This window comes from Kocuria sp. SM24M-10 (assembly GCF_001027955.1).
In the GTDB taxonomy this organism is placed as follows: domain Bacteria; phylum Actinomycetota; class Actinomycetes; order Actinomycetales; family Micrococcaceae; genus Kocuria; species Kocuria oceani.
Genome location: NZ_LDNX01000018.1, coordinates 12,715 through 30,566, shown reverse-complemented (window position 1 = coordinate 30,566; position 17,852 = coordinate 12,715). Strand labels below are relative to the sequence as shown.

Below are 17,852 nucleotides of genomic sequence, written 5' to 3'. Positions count from 1 at the left end.
GAGCATCGACCCGGACGCGCCCGTGCGCCTCGAGGACCCGATGCCGCCCCAGGACGGCCCGGCCGGCCGCTGAGGCAGGGTCCGCTGAGGCAGGGGCCGCCCGGGAATCCGGGCCCGCTCCGGGGAACATCCCGGGGGCCGTCGACGTTGCACCCAGAGGATCCCGGGTCCCTGCAGACCCGTCGTCAGCCCGAGTGTGCGCCACGGCCGTGGCCACCGTCAGTTATGGAGGAACCACCACTATGAGCGACCGCAGTCTCAGGGGAATGCGTCTGGGCTCCCAGTCGATGGAGACGGAGGCCGGTGTCGAGCCGGCTCCGCGCCAGCGCGTGGAGTACCGCACCGCGGACGGCGAGTCGGTGACGGTCACCTTCGCCGCGGAGGCCGAGATCCCCCCGGTCTGGGTGTCGAAGACCGGCAAGGAAGCGATCATCGTCAACGGCGAGAAGCCGGAGAACCCCAACGAGAAGCACCAGCGCACGCACTGGGACATGCTCCTGGAGCGGCGCAGCGTGGACGAGCTGGAGGAGATCCTCGCCCAGCGGATCGAGTTCTACCGGGCCAAGCACGCGATCTGAGCCCGCAGCCCCAGAACGCGCGGAGGGCCCGCCCCCACTGGGCCACCCGGACGACGGCCTCGCGCGTGACGTCCGGGCTCATCTTCGACTCGCCCTCGGCGCGCTCCACGAAGGTGATCGGGACCTCCACGACCTGCAGCCCGGCGCGCTCCGTCCGCCAGCCGAGGTCGATCTGGAAGCAGTAGCCCTTCGAGTCGACCGTCTCCAGGCCGATCCGCTCGAGGGTTCCGCGGCGGAAGGCACGGTAGCCGGCGGTGATGTCGTGGATCCGGGAGCCCAGCAGGGTGCGGGCGTAGAGGTTGCCGCCGCGGGAGAGCAGCTGGCGCTGCACCGGCCAGTTCACGGTGCGCCCGCCGGGGACGTAGCGGGAGCCGATGGCGAGGTCGGCGCCGCGCTCCACGGCGTCCAGCAGCAGCGGGAGCTGCTCGGGCTGGTGGGAGCAGTCCGCGTCCATCTCGACCAGGACGTCGTAGTTCCGGGCCAGGCCCCAGCGGAACCCGGCGATGTAGGCGGCCCCGAGGCCCTCCTTGCTCGTGCGGTGCAGGACGTGGATGCTGCCGTCGGCGGCGGCCATCTCGTCGGCGAGACGGCCGGTGCCGTCCGGGCTGTTGTCGTCCACCACCAGCACGTCCCCGTCCGGGACGGCCTGGCGCAGCCGGTCCATGACGGTGGGCAACGACTCGCGCTCGTTGTAGGTGGGGATGACGGTCAGTACGCGCACCGGGTCGGTCCTTTCGAGGTCTCACCTGTTAAACCACAGGGCAGGCTCCCTCGCCTTCGGACCAGGCCAGCCCTGAGGGGATGCCGGCCTGTTTTCTAAGGACGAGTGAGCCCACCCGGCAGCAGTTGCCCAGCCTATCCTGCGCCGTGCGCTCGGCCAAGATCGACCGACACGGGCCAGGGCCGCGATCCGGCCCCGGCCCGGGGCTCAGAAGTCCTCGGAGCGGAACAGCTCCACGCCGTCGAGCACGGTCTGCCGGCACACGGGCAGGGACGTGCCGTCCAGGGCGGGCAGCAGCGGGGTGCGCGCTCGCGGGTCGGTGCTCCAGGAGGAGCCGGTGCCCTCGGCCTGCTGCACCATCAGCGCCTCCACGTCCCACACCGCGAAGGTCGCCGGGGTGCCGGGAGCGAGCTGGCCCTGCATCGGGTCCGGGTGCCGGGCGGCCCGCCAGGCGCCGCGGGTGGAGGCCAGGAAGGCGGCGCGGGCGGAGATCCGCTGCTCCGGGTCGTGGTGCTCGAGGCAGGCGCGGACGGTGTCCCACGGCGAGAGGGGCACCACGGGCGCGTCGCTGCCCAGGGCCACGGGCACCCCGGCGCGGTAGAAGGAGGCCAGCGGGTTCATCGCCGCGGCTCGCCCGGCGCCGAGGCGCTGCTCGTACAGTCCGCCCGGCCCGCCCCAGACGGCGTCGAAGCCCGGCTGCACGGAGACGGTCACGGCGTGGCGGGCCAGTCGCTCGACACCCTCCGGGTCGATCATCTCGGCGTGCTCCAGGCGGTGGCCGGCGCCCTGGAGGGCGCGCTCCCCCACGAGCTGCGCGGCGCGGTCGAGCCCCTCCAGGACCGTGTCCATCCCGGCGTCCCCGATGACGTGGAAGCCGCCCTGCAGACCGGCCTCCGTGGTCGCGGCCAGGTGCGCCGCGACGGCGTCCGGGTCGAGGTAGAGGTCCCCGGTGCTGGACGGCTCGTCGGCGTAGGGCGCGCGCAGGGCGGCCGTGCGGGAGCCCAGGGCGCCGTCGACGCAGAGGTCCCCGGCCAGGCCGACCAGCGACTCGCCCCGCCGCGGCGGGCGCCCGAGCAGCTCCGCCAGGGCGGCGTCGAAGCGCTCGACGACCGCGCGCGCCTGCGCGGCGGTGCGCACGAGCTCCCCCCGGTAGGGCAGCACGCGCGGGGTCGGCCCCTCGGCGCGGACCCCGTGGTTGGCGAGGGCGACCAGGTGCACGAGGTCCTCGAACGGGGCCACCTGCTCGGCGTTGGCCTCGGCGAGGGCCACGTAGCCCTGGGCCGCGGCGTGGTGCAGGCCCAGCCGGTGCAGCTCGGCCCGGCGCCCGGCGTCGAAGTCGAGGGCGGCGGCGCGCACCCGGTCGTGCGCGAGGTGCTCGACGCGGCCGTCGCCCAGCCAGCCCTCCACGGTGGCGAGGCCGAGCCGCCGGGCGAGGGACGCGGAGACGGCCCCCGAGTGGACGTCGATCCGGGTGAGGTAGACCTCTCGCCCGCCCGCGGCGCGGTCCAGCTCCTGGGCCGTGGGCGCGCGCCGCTCGGGCCACACGGACTCGTCCCAGCCGGAGCCCAGCACCACGCCGTGGCCGGTGCGCGCGGCCCCGGCCACGGCGTCGAGCACCTCTTGCAGGGACCCGGCCGTGGTGAGGTCGAGGGTGGACAGGGCCAGCGCCGTCTCGGTCAGGTGCACGTGCGAGTCCACGAAGCCGGGCGCCAGCAGCCTCCCGTCGAGGTCCACCACGTCCATGGAGGAGTCCTGCAGGGACCGGGCGGCCTCCTCCGAGCCCACCCAGGCCACGCGCGGTCCGTCCACCAGGACGGCGGTGGCGAAGGGATCGGCGGGGCTGTAGACGGAGCCGTTGCGGTAGAGGACCGGACGGCGTGCGGGGGCGGTGGAACTCACGGGTCTCCTGTTCGGGACGGGCGCGGACGGGGGTCCGGGGCGGACGGGGCGGGCTCAGTCCTCGAAGGCCGAGTGGGCGACGACGCCGCGGCGCACCAGCGCGATCGCGCGCTGGCACTGGCTGCGCAGCTCGGGGCTCAGCAGGTCGATGGAGGCCAGCTGGTCGAGCATGTCGATCACCTGCTTGGCCCAGCGGACGAAGTCCCCGGCGGCGAGCTCGGTGCCGGTCAGCGCGGTGCTCAGCGTGGCCCCCCGCGCCCACAGGTGCATGGGCTCCACCAGGCCGAACTCCGGCTCGGCCGTGGGCGGGAGGTGGTGCTCCTGCTCCCGGTCCGTGAGCACCGACCAGTTGCGCACCACCGTCTGCGCCGCCCGGTCCATGGCCGCGGAGGGCAGCACGGGCTGGACGCGCTGGTCCTCGCGCTTGGCCTGGTACACCAGCAGGGTCACCAGGCCGGCCGTGGCGGCGGGGTCGAGGCCGTCGAGGAACCCGTCCCGCAGGCTCAGCGCCAGGAGCAGGTCCCGGTCCCCGTAGATCCGGCGCAGCTGCTCCCCGGCGTGCGTGGGCCGCACCTCGCCGTCGGGCAGGGTCTCCAGGTAGCCGAAGGAGTCCAGCACTCGGGAGACCCGGTCGAAGGTCCTGGCGATCGTGTTGGTGCGGCCCTCGATCTGGCGCAGCAGCCCGTCCGTGTCCCGGCGCAGCGTCCACCACCGCTCGGCCCAGCGGGCGTGGTTCTCGCGGTCGGAGCACCCATGGCAGGGGTGGGCGCGCAGGGCCTTGCGCACGTCGACGATGCGCTGCTCGGCGGCGCTGGTGCCCCGGTCGAAGCGGACGGTGTGCCCCCGGCCGCCGCCGCGCGGGGGCCGGTGCTCGTGCAGGGCGTTGCGCACGGAGGAGGCGAGGTCCCGGCGCTCCTTGGGGGTCTTGCCGGTGAAGTGCTTGGGGATCCGGATCCGGGAGACCGGCTCCAGCGGCCCGTCCAGGTCCTGCGCCCCGACCCGGCGCAGCTGGTGGTCCAGGGTCAGGATGGAGGGACGCGGGTCGTCCCGGTTCGGGTCGGTGCTCAGCACCACGGCGTAGCCGGCGTTGCGCCCGCGGGGGATCTCCACCACGTCGCCGGGCAGCAGGTCGTGCAGCGAGGCCACCGCGTCCGAGCGGCGCCGGCGGGAGTCGGAGCGCTCCGCGGCCCGCTCGAGGTCCTTGAGCTCCCGGCGCAGGGCCGCGTACTCGGTGAAGTCCCCCAGGTGGCAGGTCATCGCCTCCTCGTAGCCCCGCAGCGACTCCTCCTGGGAGCGGACCCGGCGGGCCAGCCCCACCACGGAGCGGTCGGCCTGGAACTGCGCGAAGGAGGACTCGAGGATCTTCCGGGACCGGTGGGCGCCGAACTGCGCCACGAGGTTCACGGACATGTTGTAGGTGGGCCGGAAGCTGGAGTTCAGCGGATAGGTGCGCTTCGAGGCGAGCCCCGCGACGGTGCGCGGGTCCATGCCGGGCTGCCACAGCACCACGGCGTGGCCCTCGACGTCGATCCCCCGCCGCCCCGCGCGGCCGGTCAGCTGGGTGTACTCCCCCGGGGTGATGTCCACCCTCGACTCGCCGTTGAACTTGTCGAGCTTCTCCAGCACCACGGAGCGGGCCGGCATGTTGATGCCCAGGGCCAGGGTCTCGGTGGCGAAGACCGCCTTGACGAGGCCGTCGGCGAAGAGCTGCTCCACGAGCTCCTTGAACGCCGGAAGCATCCCGGCGTGGTGGGCGGCCACGCCGCGCAGCAGGCCGTCGCGCCACTCGTAGAAGCCCAGCACGTTGAGGTCGGCGGCCTCGAGGGAGGCGGCCGTCTCGGCCACGCGCGCCCGGATGGTCTGCTGCTCCTTGTCGGTGGTCAGCCGGATGTCCGCGGCCACGCACTGCTGGACGGCGCCGTCGCAGCCGGCCCGGGAGAAGATGAAGGTGATCACCGGCAGCAGGCCCTCGGCGTCGAGCCGGCGGATCAGCTGCGGGCGGGAGACCCGCCGGGTCTCGGGTCCGGGGCGGAAGCCCTCGCCGCCGTTGCGCCGGGAGAACCGGTCGCGGGAGCGCCCACCGGGGCCCCGCCCGCCGCGGCGCCCGCCCCGGGGGTGCTCGGCGCGGGCGAGCTGGAGCAGCTCGGGGTTGACCTCGGGCTCGTCGCGGCCGGGTCCGCCGATCCGCTCGGCCGCCTCCTCCACGGTGGTGTCGTCCACGAACAGGTCCAGCAGGCGCCCGCCCACCTGCACGTGCTGCCACAGGGGCACGGGCCGGTGCTCGGAGACGACGACGTCGGTGTCCCCGCGCACCGTGTCCAGCCACGCGCCGAACTCCTCCGCGTTGGAGACGGTCGCGGACAGGGAGACGAGCTGCACGCTCTCCGGCAGGTGGATGATGACCTCCTCCCAGACGGCGCCGCGGAAGCGGTCGGCGAGGTAGTGCACCTCGTCCATGATCACGAAGCCGAGGTTGAGCAGCGTCGGGGAGTCGGCGTAGAGCATGTTCCGCAGGACCTCGGTGGTCATCACGACCACGTCGGCCTCGGAGTTCACGGACGTGTCGCCCGTGAGCAGGCCCACCCGCTCCGCGCCGAAGGCGCGGGAGAACTCGTGGAACTTCTGGTTGCTCAGGGCCTTGATCGGGGTCGTGTAGAACGCCTTCTGGCCGCGGGAGAGGGCGAGGTGGACGGCGAACTCCCCCACCACGGTCTTGCCGGCGCCGGTGGGCGCGGCCACGAGCGCCCCGCGGCCCTCCTCGAGGGACCGGCACGCGGTCACCTGGAACTCGTCCATCGCGAACTCCAGCCGCTGCTGGAACACCGACAGCTCGGTCCTCGCGTGGGCGGCCCGCTGCTTGGCGGCCAGGTATCGGTCGGCGTAGGAGGACATGTGCCCACCCTACTGCGCATCGCCGACGCGGACGGGTCCGCGCAGGCCCGTTCGCGACGGGCCGATCCCGGTCAGGCGCCGGTGCCCTCCTCGGGGTCCCGGCCGAGCCGTTCCAGCGCGTCGGCCGAGGTGGCGGCGTCGGCAGACGCACCCGTGGCGGCGGCCCGCCGCTCCTCCCGGCGGGCGCGCCGCCGGTCCAGGAGCAGGCACAGCCCGACCGCCACGAAGAACAGGGTCAGCAGCGGCACCGCGAGGTAGAACATGGTCATCGGGTCCGGGCCGGGTGCCGCCATCGCCGAGACGACCATCACGAGCACCACCACGATCCGCCAGCTCTTGAGCACCGTCCGGCCCGAGAGCACCCCCAGCATGTTCAGCCCCACCAGGAACACCGGCAGCACGAACGCGATCCCGAAGGTGAGGATGAGCTGGAGGAAGAACCGCAGGTACACGTCGGCGGAGATGAAGTTCGTGCCGCCGGCCGGCGTGAACGCGGTCAGCGCGTAGACGGCCGTGGGCAGGGTCAGCACGGCCACCGCGATGCCGCCGAGGAACAGCGGGACCGCCGCGGCCAGGAAGCCGACCGCGTAGCGCCGCTCCGTGCGGTGCAGGGCGGGGGTCACGAAGGCCCAGAGCTGGTACAGCCACACGGGGCTGGCCAGCACCAGGCCCAGGACCAGGGAGACCTCCACCATGATGTTGAAGGAGGAGCCCACCGCGGAGTAGTTGATGGACGCCTGGTTGCCCTCGGCCTCGGCCAGCCGCGCCAGGGGCTCGGTGATGTAGCCCATGAAGGGCTGGTAGAGGAAGAAGCCGCCCACCATGCCGAGGACCGTGGCCACGGCCGCCTTGATCAGCCGGTTGCGCAGCTCCCGCAGGTGCTCGGCCAGGGCCATCTGCGCCTGCGGGTTGGCCTTGCGCGAGGACCGGCGCTGCTTGGGGCCGCGGGATGACTGCGCGGACATGGGGACCTCCGGGACGTGGGGGCCGGACGGGGGGAACGGGACGGTGAACCGGGCGAGCGGCCCTCCGCTCCCGCGCGGGGGGCGGGGCGGCGGACCGCTCGGGTGCGGGGCGCGGGCCGTCAGGCCGTGGGGCTGCCGGGACGCTGGTCCGGGCGCGGCGGGGTCTCCGTGCCGGAGGCGCCGGTCGTGCCGGGGCGCGCCTCCGGGGCGGCGTCCCGGCCGTCCTGCACGGGGCGGCCGTCGATCACGACGTCCGAGCCGTCCGGCTGGTCGTCCTTCTTCATCTCCTTGACCTCGGACTTGAAGATGCGCAGCGACTGGCCGAGGCTGCGGGCCATGCCCGGGAGCTTGGGCGCGCCGAAGAGCAGCAGGATCACCAGCAGGATGATCAGGATCATGAAGGGGCTGTCGAAGAGCCTACCCATTGAACATTCCTTTCCGTTCAGCCCGGCGGATGTCGCTGATCCGCTGCGGCTGGCCCATGCGGTCCTTGCGCTCCATGCGGCGTCTCAGACGGGCGGTTTCTCGTTGGTCACGGCCGACCCGGTAGTCGGCCACGGCTTGCCCCACCGGGGTGAACAGGGCGGGGTCCGGGGCGGCCCGGACGGGACGCTGCACCCCGGCGGCGGCGTCGTCCCAGTGCTGGGCGAACTCCCCGGCCACCGTCTCGGTGTCCCGGAGCAGGGCGAGGAACGTCCTCACCAGCCGCCACAGCATCAGCCCGAGGAACGCGGCGCCGAGCAGGACGAGGACCGTCCACAGCAGGACCCAGGACCACCAGAGCATGTCCTCCAGTATAGGCGCGCCGGTCAGCGCTGTTCCGACGTCTCGTACGCGCCCAGCGCCGAGTTCACCCAGAGTTCCACCTGAGCCACCACGTCGTCGGGGCCGGCCACGGCCAGCTGCCCGCCGTAGCGGGTGACGAGCGCGCACACCGCCTCGACGGTCTGGAAGCCGATCAGCGCGGCCTCGTGGTCGGCGGCGGGACCGGTGCGGGGCCCGCCGGGCAGCCGTACCACCGCGGTACGGGTCGCGTGGTACTGGTCCGCGATCCACCGGCTGCGGCGGTCGGTGACGAGCACGACCTCCACGGTGTCCGGGGTGCCGGGGGCCGGCCGGGACGCCGCGGCGGCCTCCTGGGCGGCCGGGCGCTCCCCGGCGGGTCCGGCGTCCTCGACGGAGGAGATCCGGTCGAGCCGGAAGTTGCGCATCCCCTCGGAGGTCAGGCACCACGCGCGCACGTACCAGTGCGTGTTGGAGGAGAAGACCTGCACGGGGTCGACCACGCGCTCGGTGAGCTCGTCCCGGGAGGGGACCACGTAGCGGATCCGGATCCGGCGCCGCTCCTCCACGGCCCGGCGCACGGTGGCCATGACGTCCGCCAGCGCCGGGGCGGGGGTGTCCGTGATGGGGCGGGCGCCCACCGCGTTGGCCAGGACCCCGGCGTCCCCGGCCGCGCCGGCGACCTTGGCGATCGCCGAGGCCACGGCCTCGGAGTCCCCGCCGGGCACGGTGCGCAGGGTCTGCAGGCCCACGAGCAGCGCGGAGGCCTCCGGCTGGGTGAGCCGCACGGGGTCGGAGAGCTCGTCCGCGTTGGAGAGGTAGACGTGGCCGTCGTCCCAGGACGCGTCGATCAGCTGGTCGGGCATGTGCCCGGGCTTGCCGCACACGAACAGCGTGTTGAGGTCGGCGATCAGCTCCTGGTCGGTGATCCCGAAGCGGCGGGCGGTCTCCTCCAGCTCGGCGCCCTGGTGGGCGTAGACCCACCGGACGATCTCCAGCAGCCGGGAGAGGTGGTCGGCCGTGGAGAGCTTGTTGCGGGTGCCCTTGCGGGACTTCACGGTCCAGTCGACGGGCACGCCGTGGAACGCGGCCACGGCCGCGGCGGCGCTGCCGAGCCGGCGCACCACGGCGGCCCGGACCTCGGCCTGCATGGTGGGCGCCGTCCCGTCCCCGCCCTCGGGCACGACGACGCCGGGCCCGGCCGCGGCGATCTCCTCGGCGAGGATCTCGGTCTCCGCGAACGGGATGTGCAGCCGGTCCCAGGCCCCGGCGACCGCGGCGGGCTGCTGCCGGGAGGCCATCCGGCGCAGCATCAGGGCGTGGCCGGGGCGGGCGAGGACCTCCACGGTGCGCGCCGGGGCGTGGGAGACCATGTGGGACAGCGCCTCGTTCATGGAGAAGCCCTCGGGCGGGTCGAACTCCTTGCGGGTCACCGTGACGTCGGACATGATCCGGGAGAGCCGGAACGTGCGGGAGTCCTTGCGGTCCAGGTCCCAGCCGACCACGTACCAGTTGCCGTAGCGGGAGCCGATCCCCCACGGGCGCAGCCGGCGGGTGGTGAGCTGGTCGGTGCTGCGGGCCAGGTAGTCGAAGCGCACCTCACGGTGGCGCACGACCGCCGAGAGCAGCGGCTCGAAGGACGGCTCGTGGGCGGTGAGGGTGGGCTGGAGCAGCGGCGGGGCGTCCTCGTCCGGCAGTCCCCCGATGGCCGGCTCCAGCTTGCGCAGCGCGCGGCGGGCCAGCTCGCCCAGGGAGGCGTCCGTCCACGCGTTGGCGGCCAGGGCGAGCACCGCCGACTCCTCCGCGGTGAACTGCAGCGGCGGCAGGGTGAAGGACCCGCGCGGGATCCGGTACCGGTGCCCGTGCGTGTCGTCCGGGAAGAGGGGGTCCTCGGAGACCTCCTCGATGGGGTAGCCGAGATCGCGCAGCTCCGCCTTGTCGCGCTCGAACATCCGCTCGAAGGCCTCGTCCGAGGCGGACTCCGCGTACGACGGAACGGCCTCCCGCAGCTCGGCGCGGGTGTAGCCGCGCTCGCGGGAGACCAGGGCGATGAGCAGGTTGAGAAGCCGCTCCGTCGATCGGGCTGCCATCCGCTGGGTCCTCAGCGCACGTCCAGGAGGTCCACCACGAAGATGAGGGCCTCGTCGGGGCCGATCACTCCACCCGCGCCCCGGGAGCCGTATGCCATGGCGGAGGGGATCTCCAGGCGGCGGCGGCCGCCGACCTTCATGCCCAGCAGGCCCTGGTCCCAGCCCTCGATGACCTGGCCGATGCCCACGGTGAAGTCCAGCGGCTGGCCGCGGTTCCAGGAGGCGTCGAACTCCTCGCCGGCGGAGAAGGTCACGCCGACGTAGTGGCAGGAGATCTGCTTGCCGGCGGTGGCCTCGGCGCCGGTGCCCTCGACGAGGTCGGTGACGACGAGCTCGGTCGGGGCGTCCCCCTCGGGGAAGTCGATCTCGGGCTTGGTGCGGTCGAGCTTGCGCTCTCCGAAGGACATGGGTGCTCCTGGTTCGTCGGGTCGTCGGCGGACGTGGCCGCCGGGGACGGTGGGGCCGCGGGCCCCGGTGGGGGCCGCGCCCCCACCGGGCCACCATAGCCGACCGGGACTACTCCTCGGTCGCCGAGGGCGACGCGCTGGGGGATGCGCTGGGCGACGCGGAGGGCTGGGCCGGGGCCTCGGGGGTCTCGACGGCGGCCAGGATGTCGACCACGAACAGCAGGTCGCCCGCGGGGTACTGGGAGTCCTCGCCGAGGTCCTTCTCCGTGCCGTAGGCCTGGTCGACCGGCACGGACAGGATCACGCGGGAGCCGGCCTTCTTGCCCGCCAGGCCCTCCTGCCAGCCCTCGATGACGTTGTCGAGGGGGAAGGAGGCGGGGGCGCCCTTCTCGTAGGAGGAGTCGAAGGTCTCGCCGTCGGACCACTTCACGCCCACGTAGTTCGCGATGACGGTGTCGCCCTCGGCGACCTCCTCGCCGTCGCCCTCGATGAGGTACTCGGAGACGAGCTTCCCGGGGGCCTTCCCCTCGGGCTCGGCCACGGTGGGCACGCCCTCGTCGTTCTCGGTGACCTCGGGCAGCCCCTTCGGGCTGTCCTGCGGCTCGCCCTCGATCTCGGTGGGGATCTTGCGCACGACCTCGTAGACCTCCACGGAGGTCGACTCGTCGCCGGCGGCGCCGGAGGTCTCCGGGGAGGAGTAGGCGATGATCGCGCCCTCCTTGGCACCCACGAGGGCGTCGTACATCTCCGGGATGGACTCCTGAAGCCCCTGCTCCAGGGTGAGGACCTGGCCGGCGCCCTGGGAGTAGGTCTCGCCGATCGAGGTGCCGTCCGAGCCCTTGAACAGCGCCGCCTGCAGCAGGATGGTGTCGCCCTCGGCGATCTCCGCGCCCTCGCCCTCGCGCAGCTCCTTGGCCCCGGCCTCCTCGGCGTTGAGCGGGGTCTCGAACGTCACCGAGGGGGCGGTGCCCGAGGCCGGGTCGTTGCTGAGCTCGACGGAGTCGACGCCGGCCCCCGAGCAGCCCGCGAGGGCGAGCATCAGGGACAGGGCGGCAACGGAGGTGGTCAGGGTCTTTCGCACGGGTGTCTTCCTCGGGGGTCGGGCCGGGTGGGGTCGGCGGAGTCGGGCGGCAGGGCCGGGCCGCGCCCAGCCTAGTGCAGGGCGCTGGATGTTGACTGGACAGCGCGGCCCGGCCGCCGGTCGCGGCCGCGTCAGATGACGGGGGCGTCCCCGTGGGCGGGGCCGTCCCCGGCGGGGGTCGCGGCGCGCAGGCCGGCCACCAGGGCGTCGGCCTCGGGGTGCTCGGTGGCGAAGGGGTCCTTGCACAGCACGGTGCGCTGGGTGCGGTCGTTGACCTTCAGGTGCACCCAGTCGACCGTGTAGTGGTGCCCGGAGGCGACCACCGCGTCGATGAACCGGCCGCGGACGGCGGCCCGGGTGGCGGGCGGGGTGCGCGCGGCCTCCTCGACCCGCTCGTCGGGGACGAAGGTCGCGGCCTGTCCGCGCCGCTGCAGCAGGTTGAACAGCCCCCGCTCCGGGGCGGTGTCGTGGTAGGCGAGGTCCAGCTGGGCCAGGCGCGGGGCGGAGAGGTCGAGACCGTCCCGGGCGGCGTAGCCGTCGAGCAGCTTCTTCTTGATGGCCCAGTCGATCTCGGTGTCGATCGCCGAGGCGTCCTGCCGGGCCACGGCGTCCAGGGTGCGCTCCCACAGCTCCAGCACCCACGGCACCCGGTCGTGGTGGGCGCCCTCCCGGTCGACGAAGGCCCGGACGGCCTCCAGGTGCTCCCGCTGCAGGTCCAGGGCGGAGCGCCGGGCGCCGTCGGCGAGCAGGACCGGGTGGGTGCCGGTGAGGTCGTGGGAGACCTCCCGCAGGGACCGCACCGGGTCGGCCATGGTCCGGTCCGGCAGGATCTGCCCCGCCTCGATCATCCGCAGCATCAGGTCGGTGGTCCCCGCCCGCAGGGCCGTGGTGGTCTGGGACATGGTGGAGTCCCCCACGATCACGTGCAGCCGGCGGTAGTGCTCGGCGTCGGCGTGCGGCTCGTCCCGGGTGTTGATCAGCGGCCGGGAGCGGGTCGTGGCCGAGGAGGAGCCCTCCCAGATGTGGTCCGCGCGCTGGGAGAAGGAGTAGCTGGGGGCCCCGGAGCCCACCGGCACGGCCCCGAAGTCCTCCGGGCCGGCGGGGTGGACCTTGCCGGCGCCCACGAGCAGCTGGCGGGTGACCAGGAACGGGATGAGGATCTGCACCAGCCGGGCGAACTCGGTGCGCCGGGCGATGAGGTAGTTCTCGTGGGAGCCGAAGGAGTTGCCGCGGGAGTCGACGTTGTTCTTGAACAGGTAGATCTGCCCGGGCACCCCGTCCGCCGCCAGGGCGTCCTGGGCCTGCCGCCGCAGGTCGTCGACCAGCAGCTCACCGGCCTTGTCCTGGGCCACGAGGTCCTCGAGGCTCGCGCACTCGGCGGTCGCGTACTCGGGGTGGGAGCCGACGTCCAGGTAGAGCCGGCCCCCGTTGGGCAGGAACACGTTCGAGGACCGGCCCCAGGCCACCACGGGGCGGAAGAGCGTGCGGGCGGCCTCCTCGGGGCTGAGCTGCCGCGCCCCGGGGGCGCTGTGGGCGATGCCGAACTCGGTCTCGATGCCGTAGATCCTGCGGTCCATGGGGGCTACTGGCCGCCCTTCTGGACGAAGCCCTTCACGAACTCCTCGGCGTTGGACTCGAGCACGCCGTCGATCTCGGCCAGCAGGTCGTCGGCGCTGCCGGTGCTGGTCCGGGCCTGGGCGGCGGGCTGGGTGGGGGCGGGGGCGCCGGGCTCGGGGAGCTCGGTCTCCTCGCGGCGCTGGGCGCCGGAGCCGAAGATGCGTTCCTGGGCCATGAGGGGTCCTCCTGGAGTGGTGGGTGGGTGTGCTCAGCCGAGGGAGCCGGTGTGCACGAGGGCGGGGCGGGCGCCGGCGAGGGCGCGGACGAGGTGCTCGGCGTCGGGGGCGGACCCCACGAGGGGACCGACGTCCTCACGGGTGAGGTCCAGCGGCTCGGGCATCGCGATCCGCGCGCCGCGGCGGACTCCCGGCAGCGCGAGGGAGACCGAGTCCCAGTTGGCGGTGAGCACGTCGTCGGGGAACCGGGAGACCAGGTGGCCCCGGAACCAGGCGCGGGTGTCGGCGGGCGGCGCGCCGGCCGCCCGCTCGATCTCCTCGGCGCCGAAGAGCGTGCGCATCCGCCCGCCCGCGACCAGCCGGTGGTAGAGCCCCTTCTCGGGGCGCACGTCGGCGTACTGCAGGTCGACCAGCGTCAGGCGGGGGTCGTCCCAGGCGAGCCCGTCGCGCTCGCGGTAGCCCCGCAGCAGCGCGTACTTAGCGACCCAGTCCAGCCGGTCGGCCAGGGACAGCGGGTCGGTCTCGAGGGCGTCGAGGACCTCCTCCCACAGCTCGAGGACCTCCCGGGTCTGCGGGTCGGGTCCCCCGCCGGCCGCCTCGTGGGCGCGGGCGGCCTCGAGGTAGAGCCGCTGCAGCTGGACCCCGGTGAGCTCCCGGCCGTCCCGGAGCGCAACGGTGGCGCGCAGCGACGGGTCGTGGCTGATCGCCTGCAGGGCGGCCACGGGGTCGGCGAGGCCGATGTCCGGGGCGGCGCCGGCCTCGACCAGGCCCAGGACCAGGGAGGTGGTGCCGAACTTGAGCAGCCCGGCGGTGTGGGACAGGTTGGCGTCGCCGATGATGACGTGCAGGCGGCGGTGCCGGCCGCGCTCGGCGTGGGGCTCGTCCCGGGTGTTGACGATGGGCCGGTGGACGGTGGTCTCCAGCCCGATCTCGCGCTCGAAGAAGTCGGCGCGCTGGCTCAGCTGGAAGCCCGGGCGCCGGCCGCGCGGGCCCAGACCGACGCGGCCGGCGCCGCACATCACCTGGCGGGAGGCGAAGAAGGGCAGCAGGGCCGCGGCGAGCCGGTCGAAGGGCACGGTGCGGGGCACCAGGTAGTTCTCGTGGGCGCCGTAGGAGACGGACTTGTTGTCGGTGTTGTTCTTGTAGAGGTTCACGACGTCGAGGCCGGTGCTCGCCGCGCTGGCGGCCACGGCCCGCACGGCGTCGAGTGCCACGCGGTCCCCGGCCGCGTCCCAGAGGACGGCGTCCCGGGGGGTGGTGACCTCCGGGGAGGAGTACTCGGGGTGGGAGTGGTCCACGTAGAGGCGGGCGCCGTTGGGCAGGACGGTGTTCATCACGACCTGGGCCCAGTCCATGGACTCCGCCCAGGGCCCGGACTCGCGCAGCGCCTCGGCGGCGACCTCCTCCGCGGTGAGAACGGGGGCGACGTCGGTGAGCTGGGAGGGGTCGGCCTGCTCGCGCGGGACGGTGAAGCCGCGGGCGTCCTCCAAAGGGGTTTCGCCGTGGTAGTCCCAGTCGGCGGTGGTGCGGGACGCGCCGAGACGGCGGCGCACCAGGGCGGCGTAGGTGGTGACCACCTGGGTGGAGAGCACGGTGGCGTTGGCGTGCGGGTTGCCGGTGGCCAGCACACCGTACTCGGTCTCGGCGCCCATGACACGGCGGACGGTCATGCGCCGGCCTCCCCCGGTGCTTCCCCTGCTGGCGCCGGCGGCGTGGCCGGCCCGGCGGGGTGGGGGTCGCGGTGCAGGACCACGCGCAGGTCCGTGATGGTATCGCCGCGGCGCCCGGAGATCCGGGCCCAGTCCTCCGGGTTGGAGGTGTTGGGCAGGTCCTGCTGCTCGTGGAACTCCTCGTCCACCGCGCGGACCAGGTGGGCGCGGCCCAGGCCCCGCTCCCCGGTGGTGAGCAGGTCCTTGATGGCCTGCTTCTTGGCCCGGTCCACGACGTTGCGGATCACGGCCCCGGAGGTGAAGTCGCTGAAGTAGAGGGTCTCCTCGGTGCCGTCGCGGTAGCTCAGGTGCAGGAACCGCGTGGCGGGGCTCTTCTCGTACATCCGGGCCACCGCGGCGTCCACGAGGGCCTCGACGGCGCCCGCGCGGGAGCCGGCGGCGTCGACCTCGGCCCGGCGCAGGGGCAGGTCCTCGGTGACGTAGAGGCGCAGGATCTCGGCGGCGCCCTGGGCGTCGGGGCGGTCGATGCGGATCTTGACGTCGAGCCGGCCCGGGCGCAGCACGGCGGGGTCGATCATGTCCTCGCGGTTGGTGGCGCCGATGACGATGACGTTGTCGAGCCGCTCCACGCCGTCGATCTCGGTCAGCAGCTGCGGGACGATGGTGGTCTCCACGTCCGAGGACAGCCCGGAGCCGCGGGTGCGGAACAGGGAGTCCATCTCGTCGAAGAACACGACCACGGGCACGCCCCGGACGGCCTGCTCCCGGGCGCGCAGGAAGATGGAGCGGATCTGGCGCTCGGTCTCCCCCACGTACTTGTCCAGCAGCTCCGGGCCCTTGATGTTCAGGAAGTAGCCCAGGGCCTTCTCGCGGCCGGCGCGGTCGGCGGCGCGCTCGGCGAGGGAGCGGGCGACGGCCTTGGCGATGAGGGTCTTGCCGTTGCCGGGGGGCCCGTAGAGCAGGATGCCCTTGGGCGGGGTGAGGCCGTGCTCGCGGTAGAGCTCGGGGTGGACGAAGGGCAGCTCCACGGCGTCGCGGATCTGCTCGATCTGGGGGCCGAGGCCGCCGATGTCGTCGTAGGAGACGGCGGGGACCTCCTCGAGGACGAGCTGCTCGACGTCGGTCCGCTCGATCGGCTCGAGGGCGAAGCCGGTCCGGTGGTCGATGGACACGGCGTCGCCGATCTCCGGGCGCCGGCGGCGCAGCAGCCCGGAGAGCAGCAGCACCCGCTCCTCGTCGGAGCGGCCCACCGTGAGCACGCGGTCGTGGTCGACGATCTCCTTGACCGTGGCGACCTCCCCGGTCTGCTCGTAGTCCAGGACGGCGCCGACGGTGTAGTTCTGGTCGAGCAGCACCTGGCGCCCGGGCTCGCACGCGGCGAAGCTCACCAGCGGGCTCAGCGCCACCCGCATCCGCCGGCCGGCGACGAGGACGTCCAGGGTGCGCTCGGTCACGGCCGGCCCGCTGCCGGTCTGCTCGCCCACGGGGGCGTGTCCCGGGTTGACCTGCACGACCGTGCCCTGGCTCAGGGGCGGGACGAGGTCGTTCTCCAGGGCGCGCTTGAGCTGGGCGATCTCGGTGCGGGTGGCGTCGAGCAGGCGCACCAGCTTCTGGTTCTGGGTCCCGGCGGCGGCGAGCTGCTTGTCGAGGGCGCGCTTCTGGTCCCGGAGGATGTTGACCTGCCGCTGGGCGGTGGTCAGGGCCCGGCGGGTCTGCTCCGCGTCGGCCGGCACGGCCTGCTGCTGAGGGGGCTCGTTCACGGGCGGTCCTCCTGCTCCTCCCCGGGGACCGGAGCGGCCGGCGCGGCGCTGCTGCCGTCCGGGGTGCCGGGGTCCGGGGTGCCGGCGCTCGCGGGTTCCGTGGCCCGGGCGGCGCGCTCGGCCAGGCTGAGGGCCTCCCGGCCGGCCCGGCGCAGCTTCTTGTCGGTGACGTCGCGCTCGCCCAGGGCCACGGGGGTCCAGGCGTCGAGGTCCTCCTGGCTGTACTCGGACTTCGAGGCCCGGCGCTTGGGCGCCAGCCGCTCCGAGCCGTCCGCGAGGCGGCGGGCGGAGAGCAGGAAGCCGGTGTGGGCGACCATCCGGTGGTCCGGGCGCACGGCCAGGCCCTCGACGTGCCAGCCGCGCACCATGGTCTCGGAGGCGTCCGGCTCGGTGAAGCGCCCGTCCGCGCGCATCGCCTCGGCGGTCCGGGAGAGCTGGGTGACGGTGGCGACGTAGCACATGACCACCCCGCCGGGGGCCAGGGCCGTGGCCACGGCGTCGAGGCACTCCCAGGGGGCGAGCATGTCCAGGACCACGCGGTCCACGGAGCCGGGCTGCTCGTACTGGCCGAGCTCCTGGGCCAGGTCGCCGATGGTGATCCGCCAGGCGGGGTGGGGCCCGCCGAACATGGTCTCGACGTTGCCGCGGGCGATGTCGGCGAACTCCGCCCGGCGCTCGAAGGAGTGCAGGTGCCCCTCGTCGCCGACCGCGCGCAGCAGGGAGATGGACAGCGCGCCGGAGCCGACGCCGGCCTCGACCACCCGGGCCCCGGGGAAGATGTCGGCCATGGTGACGATCTGCCCGGCGTCCTTGGGGTAGACCACCGCCGCGCCGCGCGGCATGGACAGCACGAAGTCCTTCAGCAGCGGGCGCAGGGCCTGGTAGCGGAACCCGGCGGAGTTCTCCACCACGGTGCCCTCCGGCCGGCCGATGAGCTCGCCGTGGCTGAGCACGCCGCGGTGGGAGTGGAACTCGCCGTCGGCCGCGAGGGTGACCGTGTTCATCCGCCCGCGCTCGTCGGTGAGCTGCACGCGCTCCCCGGCCCGGAAGGGACCGCGCCGGTTGAGGGCGCCCCGCGGGGTGGCGGGCGTGGGGGCGGCGGTCTGGTCAGCGGTTCCGGTCATCGGCTCACTTTCACGGGATGGCGTTGCGGTGCGGGGTCCTGCGGCGGACCCGGCAGGACCGTGGGTCCTCCCCCATTGTGTCACCGTGC

14 protein-coding genes and 1 pseudogene are annotated in these 17,852 nt (G+C 73.9%); 1 reads left to right on the top strand and 14 read right to left on the bottom strand.

The annotated features are described in order from the left end of the window. Positions 1-242 precede the first annotated feature (242 nt). A complete protein-coding gene (locus tag ABL57_RS02055; RefSeq protein WP_047801781.1) occupies positions 243-578 on the top strand; it encodes an RNA polymerase-binding protein RbpA in 336 nt (111 codons plus the stop codon). Positions 579-597: 19 nt separating this feature from the next. On the opposite strand, the pseudogene ABL57_RS21040 reads toward ABL57_RS02055, so the two are convergent. The 14 genes and pseudogenes from ABL57_RS21040 to ABL57_RS01990 form a co-directional block, all read right to left on the bottom strand. Continuing rightward, positions 598-1,299, bottom strand: a pseudogene (locus ABL57_RS21040) (polyprenol monophosphomannose synthase); the annotation flags it as partial. 207 nt (positions 1,300-1,506) lie between these two features. Beyond that, entirely contained in the window at positions 1,507-3,198 is a 1,692-nt protein-coding gene (locus tag ABL57_RS02050) for an amidohydrolase (protein ID WP_047801780.1), read from the bottom strand. A gap of 54 nt (positions 3,199-3,252) precedes the next feature. Then, entirely contained in the window at positions 3,253-6,090 is a 2,838-nt protein-coding gene (locus tag ABL57_RS02045) for an RNA helicase (RefSeq protein ID WP_047801779.1), read from the bottom strand. A gap of 71 nt (positions 6,091-6,161) precedes the next feature. Continuing rightward, positions 6,162-7,055, bottom strand: coding sequence for a twin-arginine translocase subunit TatC (gene tatC, locus ABL57_RS02040; RefSeq protein WP_047801778.1), 894 nt, complete (start codon positions 7,053-7,055; stop codon positions 6,162-6,164). 119 nt (positions 7,056-7,174) lie between these two features. After that, positions 7,175-7,480, bottom strand: a complete 306-nt coding sequence (gene tatA / locus ABL57_RS02035; protein WP_047801777.1) for a Sec-independent protein translocase subunit TatA — start codon at positions 7,478-7,480, stop codon at positions 7,175-7,177. Beyond that, positions 7,473-7,841 (bottom strand): hypothetical protein, encoded by a 369-nt coding sequence (locus ABL57_RS02030; RefSeq protein ID WP_047801776.1) that lies wholly within the window; start codon positions 7,839-7,841, stop codon positions 7,473-7,475. The genes tatA and ABL57_RS02030 overlap by 8 nt, the downstream gene beginning before the upstream one ends. A gap of 23 nt (positions 7,842-7,864) precedes the next feature. Continuing rightward, complete coding sequence (locus tag ABL57_RS02025; RefSeq protein WP_047801775.1) at positions 7,865-9,928, bottom strand: WYL domain-containing protein; 2,064 nt, start codon at positions 9,926-9,928, stop codon at positions 7,865-7,867. Between the two features lie 11 nt (positions 9,929-9,939). Beyond that, positions 9,940-10,335, bottom strand: coding sequence for an FKBP-type peptidyl-prolyl cis-trans isomerase (locus ABL57_RS02020; protein WP_047801774.1), 396 nt, complete (start codon positions 10,333-10,335; stop codon positions 9,940-9,942). Between the two features lie 109 nt (positions 10,336-10,444). Then, positions 10,445-11,416, bottom strand: a complete 972-nt coding sequence (locus ABL57_RS02015) for an FKBP-type peptidyl-prolyl cis-trans isomerase (RefSeq protein ID WP_047801773.1) — start codon at positions 11,414-11,416, stop codon at positions 10,445-10,447. Between the two features lie 131 nt (positions 11,417-11,547). Beyond that, positions 11,548-12,993, bottom strand: a complete 1,446-nt coding sequence (pafA, locus tag ABL57_RS02010) for a Pup--protein ligase (protein ID WP_047801772.1) — start codon at positions 12,991-12,993, stop codon at positions 11,548-11,550. Positions 12,994-12,998: 5 nt separating this feature from the next. Beyond that, on the bottom strand, positions 12,999-13,208 hold the full coding sequence (locus tag ABL57_RS02005; RefSeq protein ID WP_047801771.1) for a ubiquitin-like protein Pup: 210 nt from the start codon (positions 13,206-13,208) through the stop codon (positions 12,999-13,001). 33 nt (positions 13,209-13,241) lie between these two features. Then, complete coding sequence (dop, locus tag ABL57_RS02000; protein ID WP_047801770.1) at positions 13,242-14,879, bottom strand: depupylase/deamidase Dop; 1,638 nt, start codon at positions 14,877-14,879, stop codon at positions 13,242-13,244. Next, entirely contained in the window at positions 14,876-16,639 is a 1,764-nt protein-coding gene (gene arc / locus ABL57_RS01995; RefSeq protein WP_371212454.1) for a proteasome ATPase, read from the bottom strand. The genes dop and arc overlap by 4 nt, the downstream gene beginning before the upstream one ends. Further along, complete coding sequence (locus ABL57_RS01990; RefSeq protein WP_047801769.1) at positions 16,636-17,763, bottom strand: tRNA (adenine-N1)-methyltransferase; 1,128 nt, start codon at positions 17,761-17,763, stop codon at positions 16,636-16,638. The genes arc and ABL57_RS01990 overlap by 4 nt, the downstream gene beginning before the upstream one ends. Positions 17,764-17,852 lie beyond the last annotated feature (89 nt).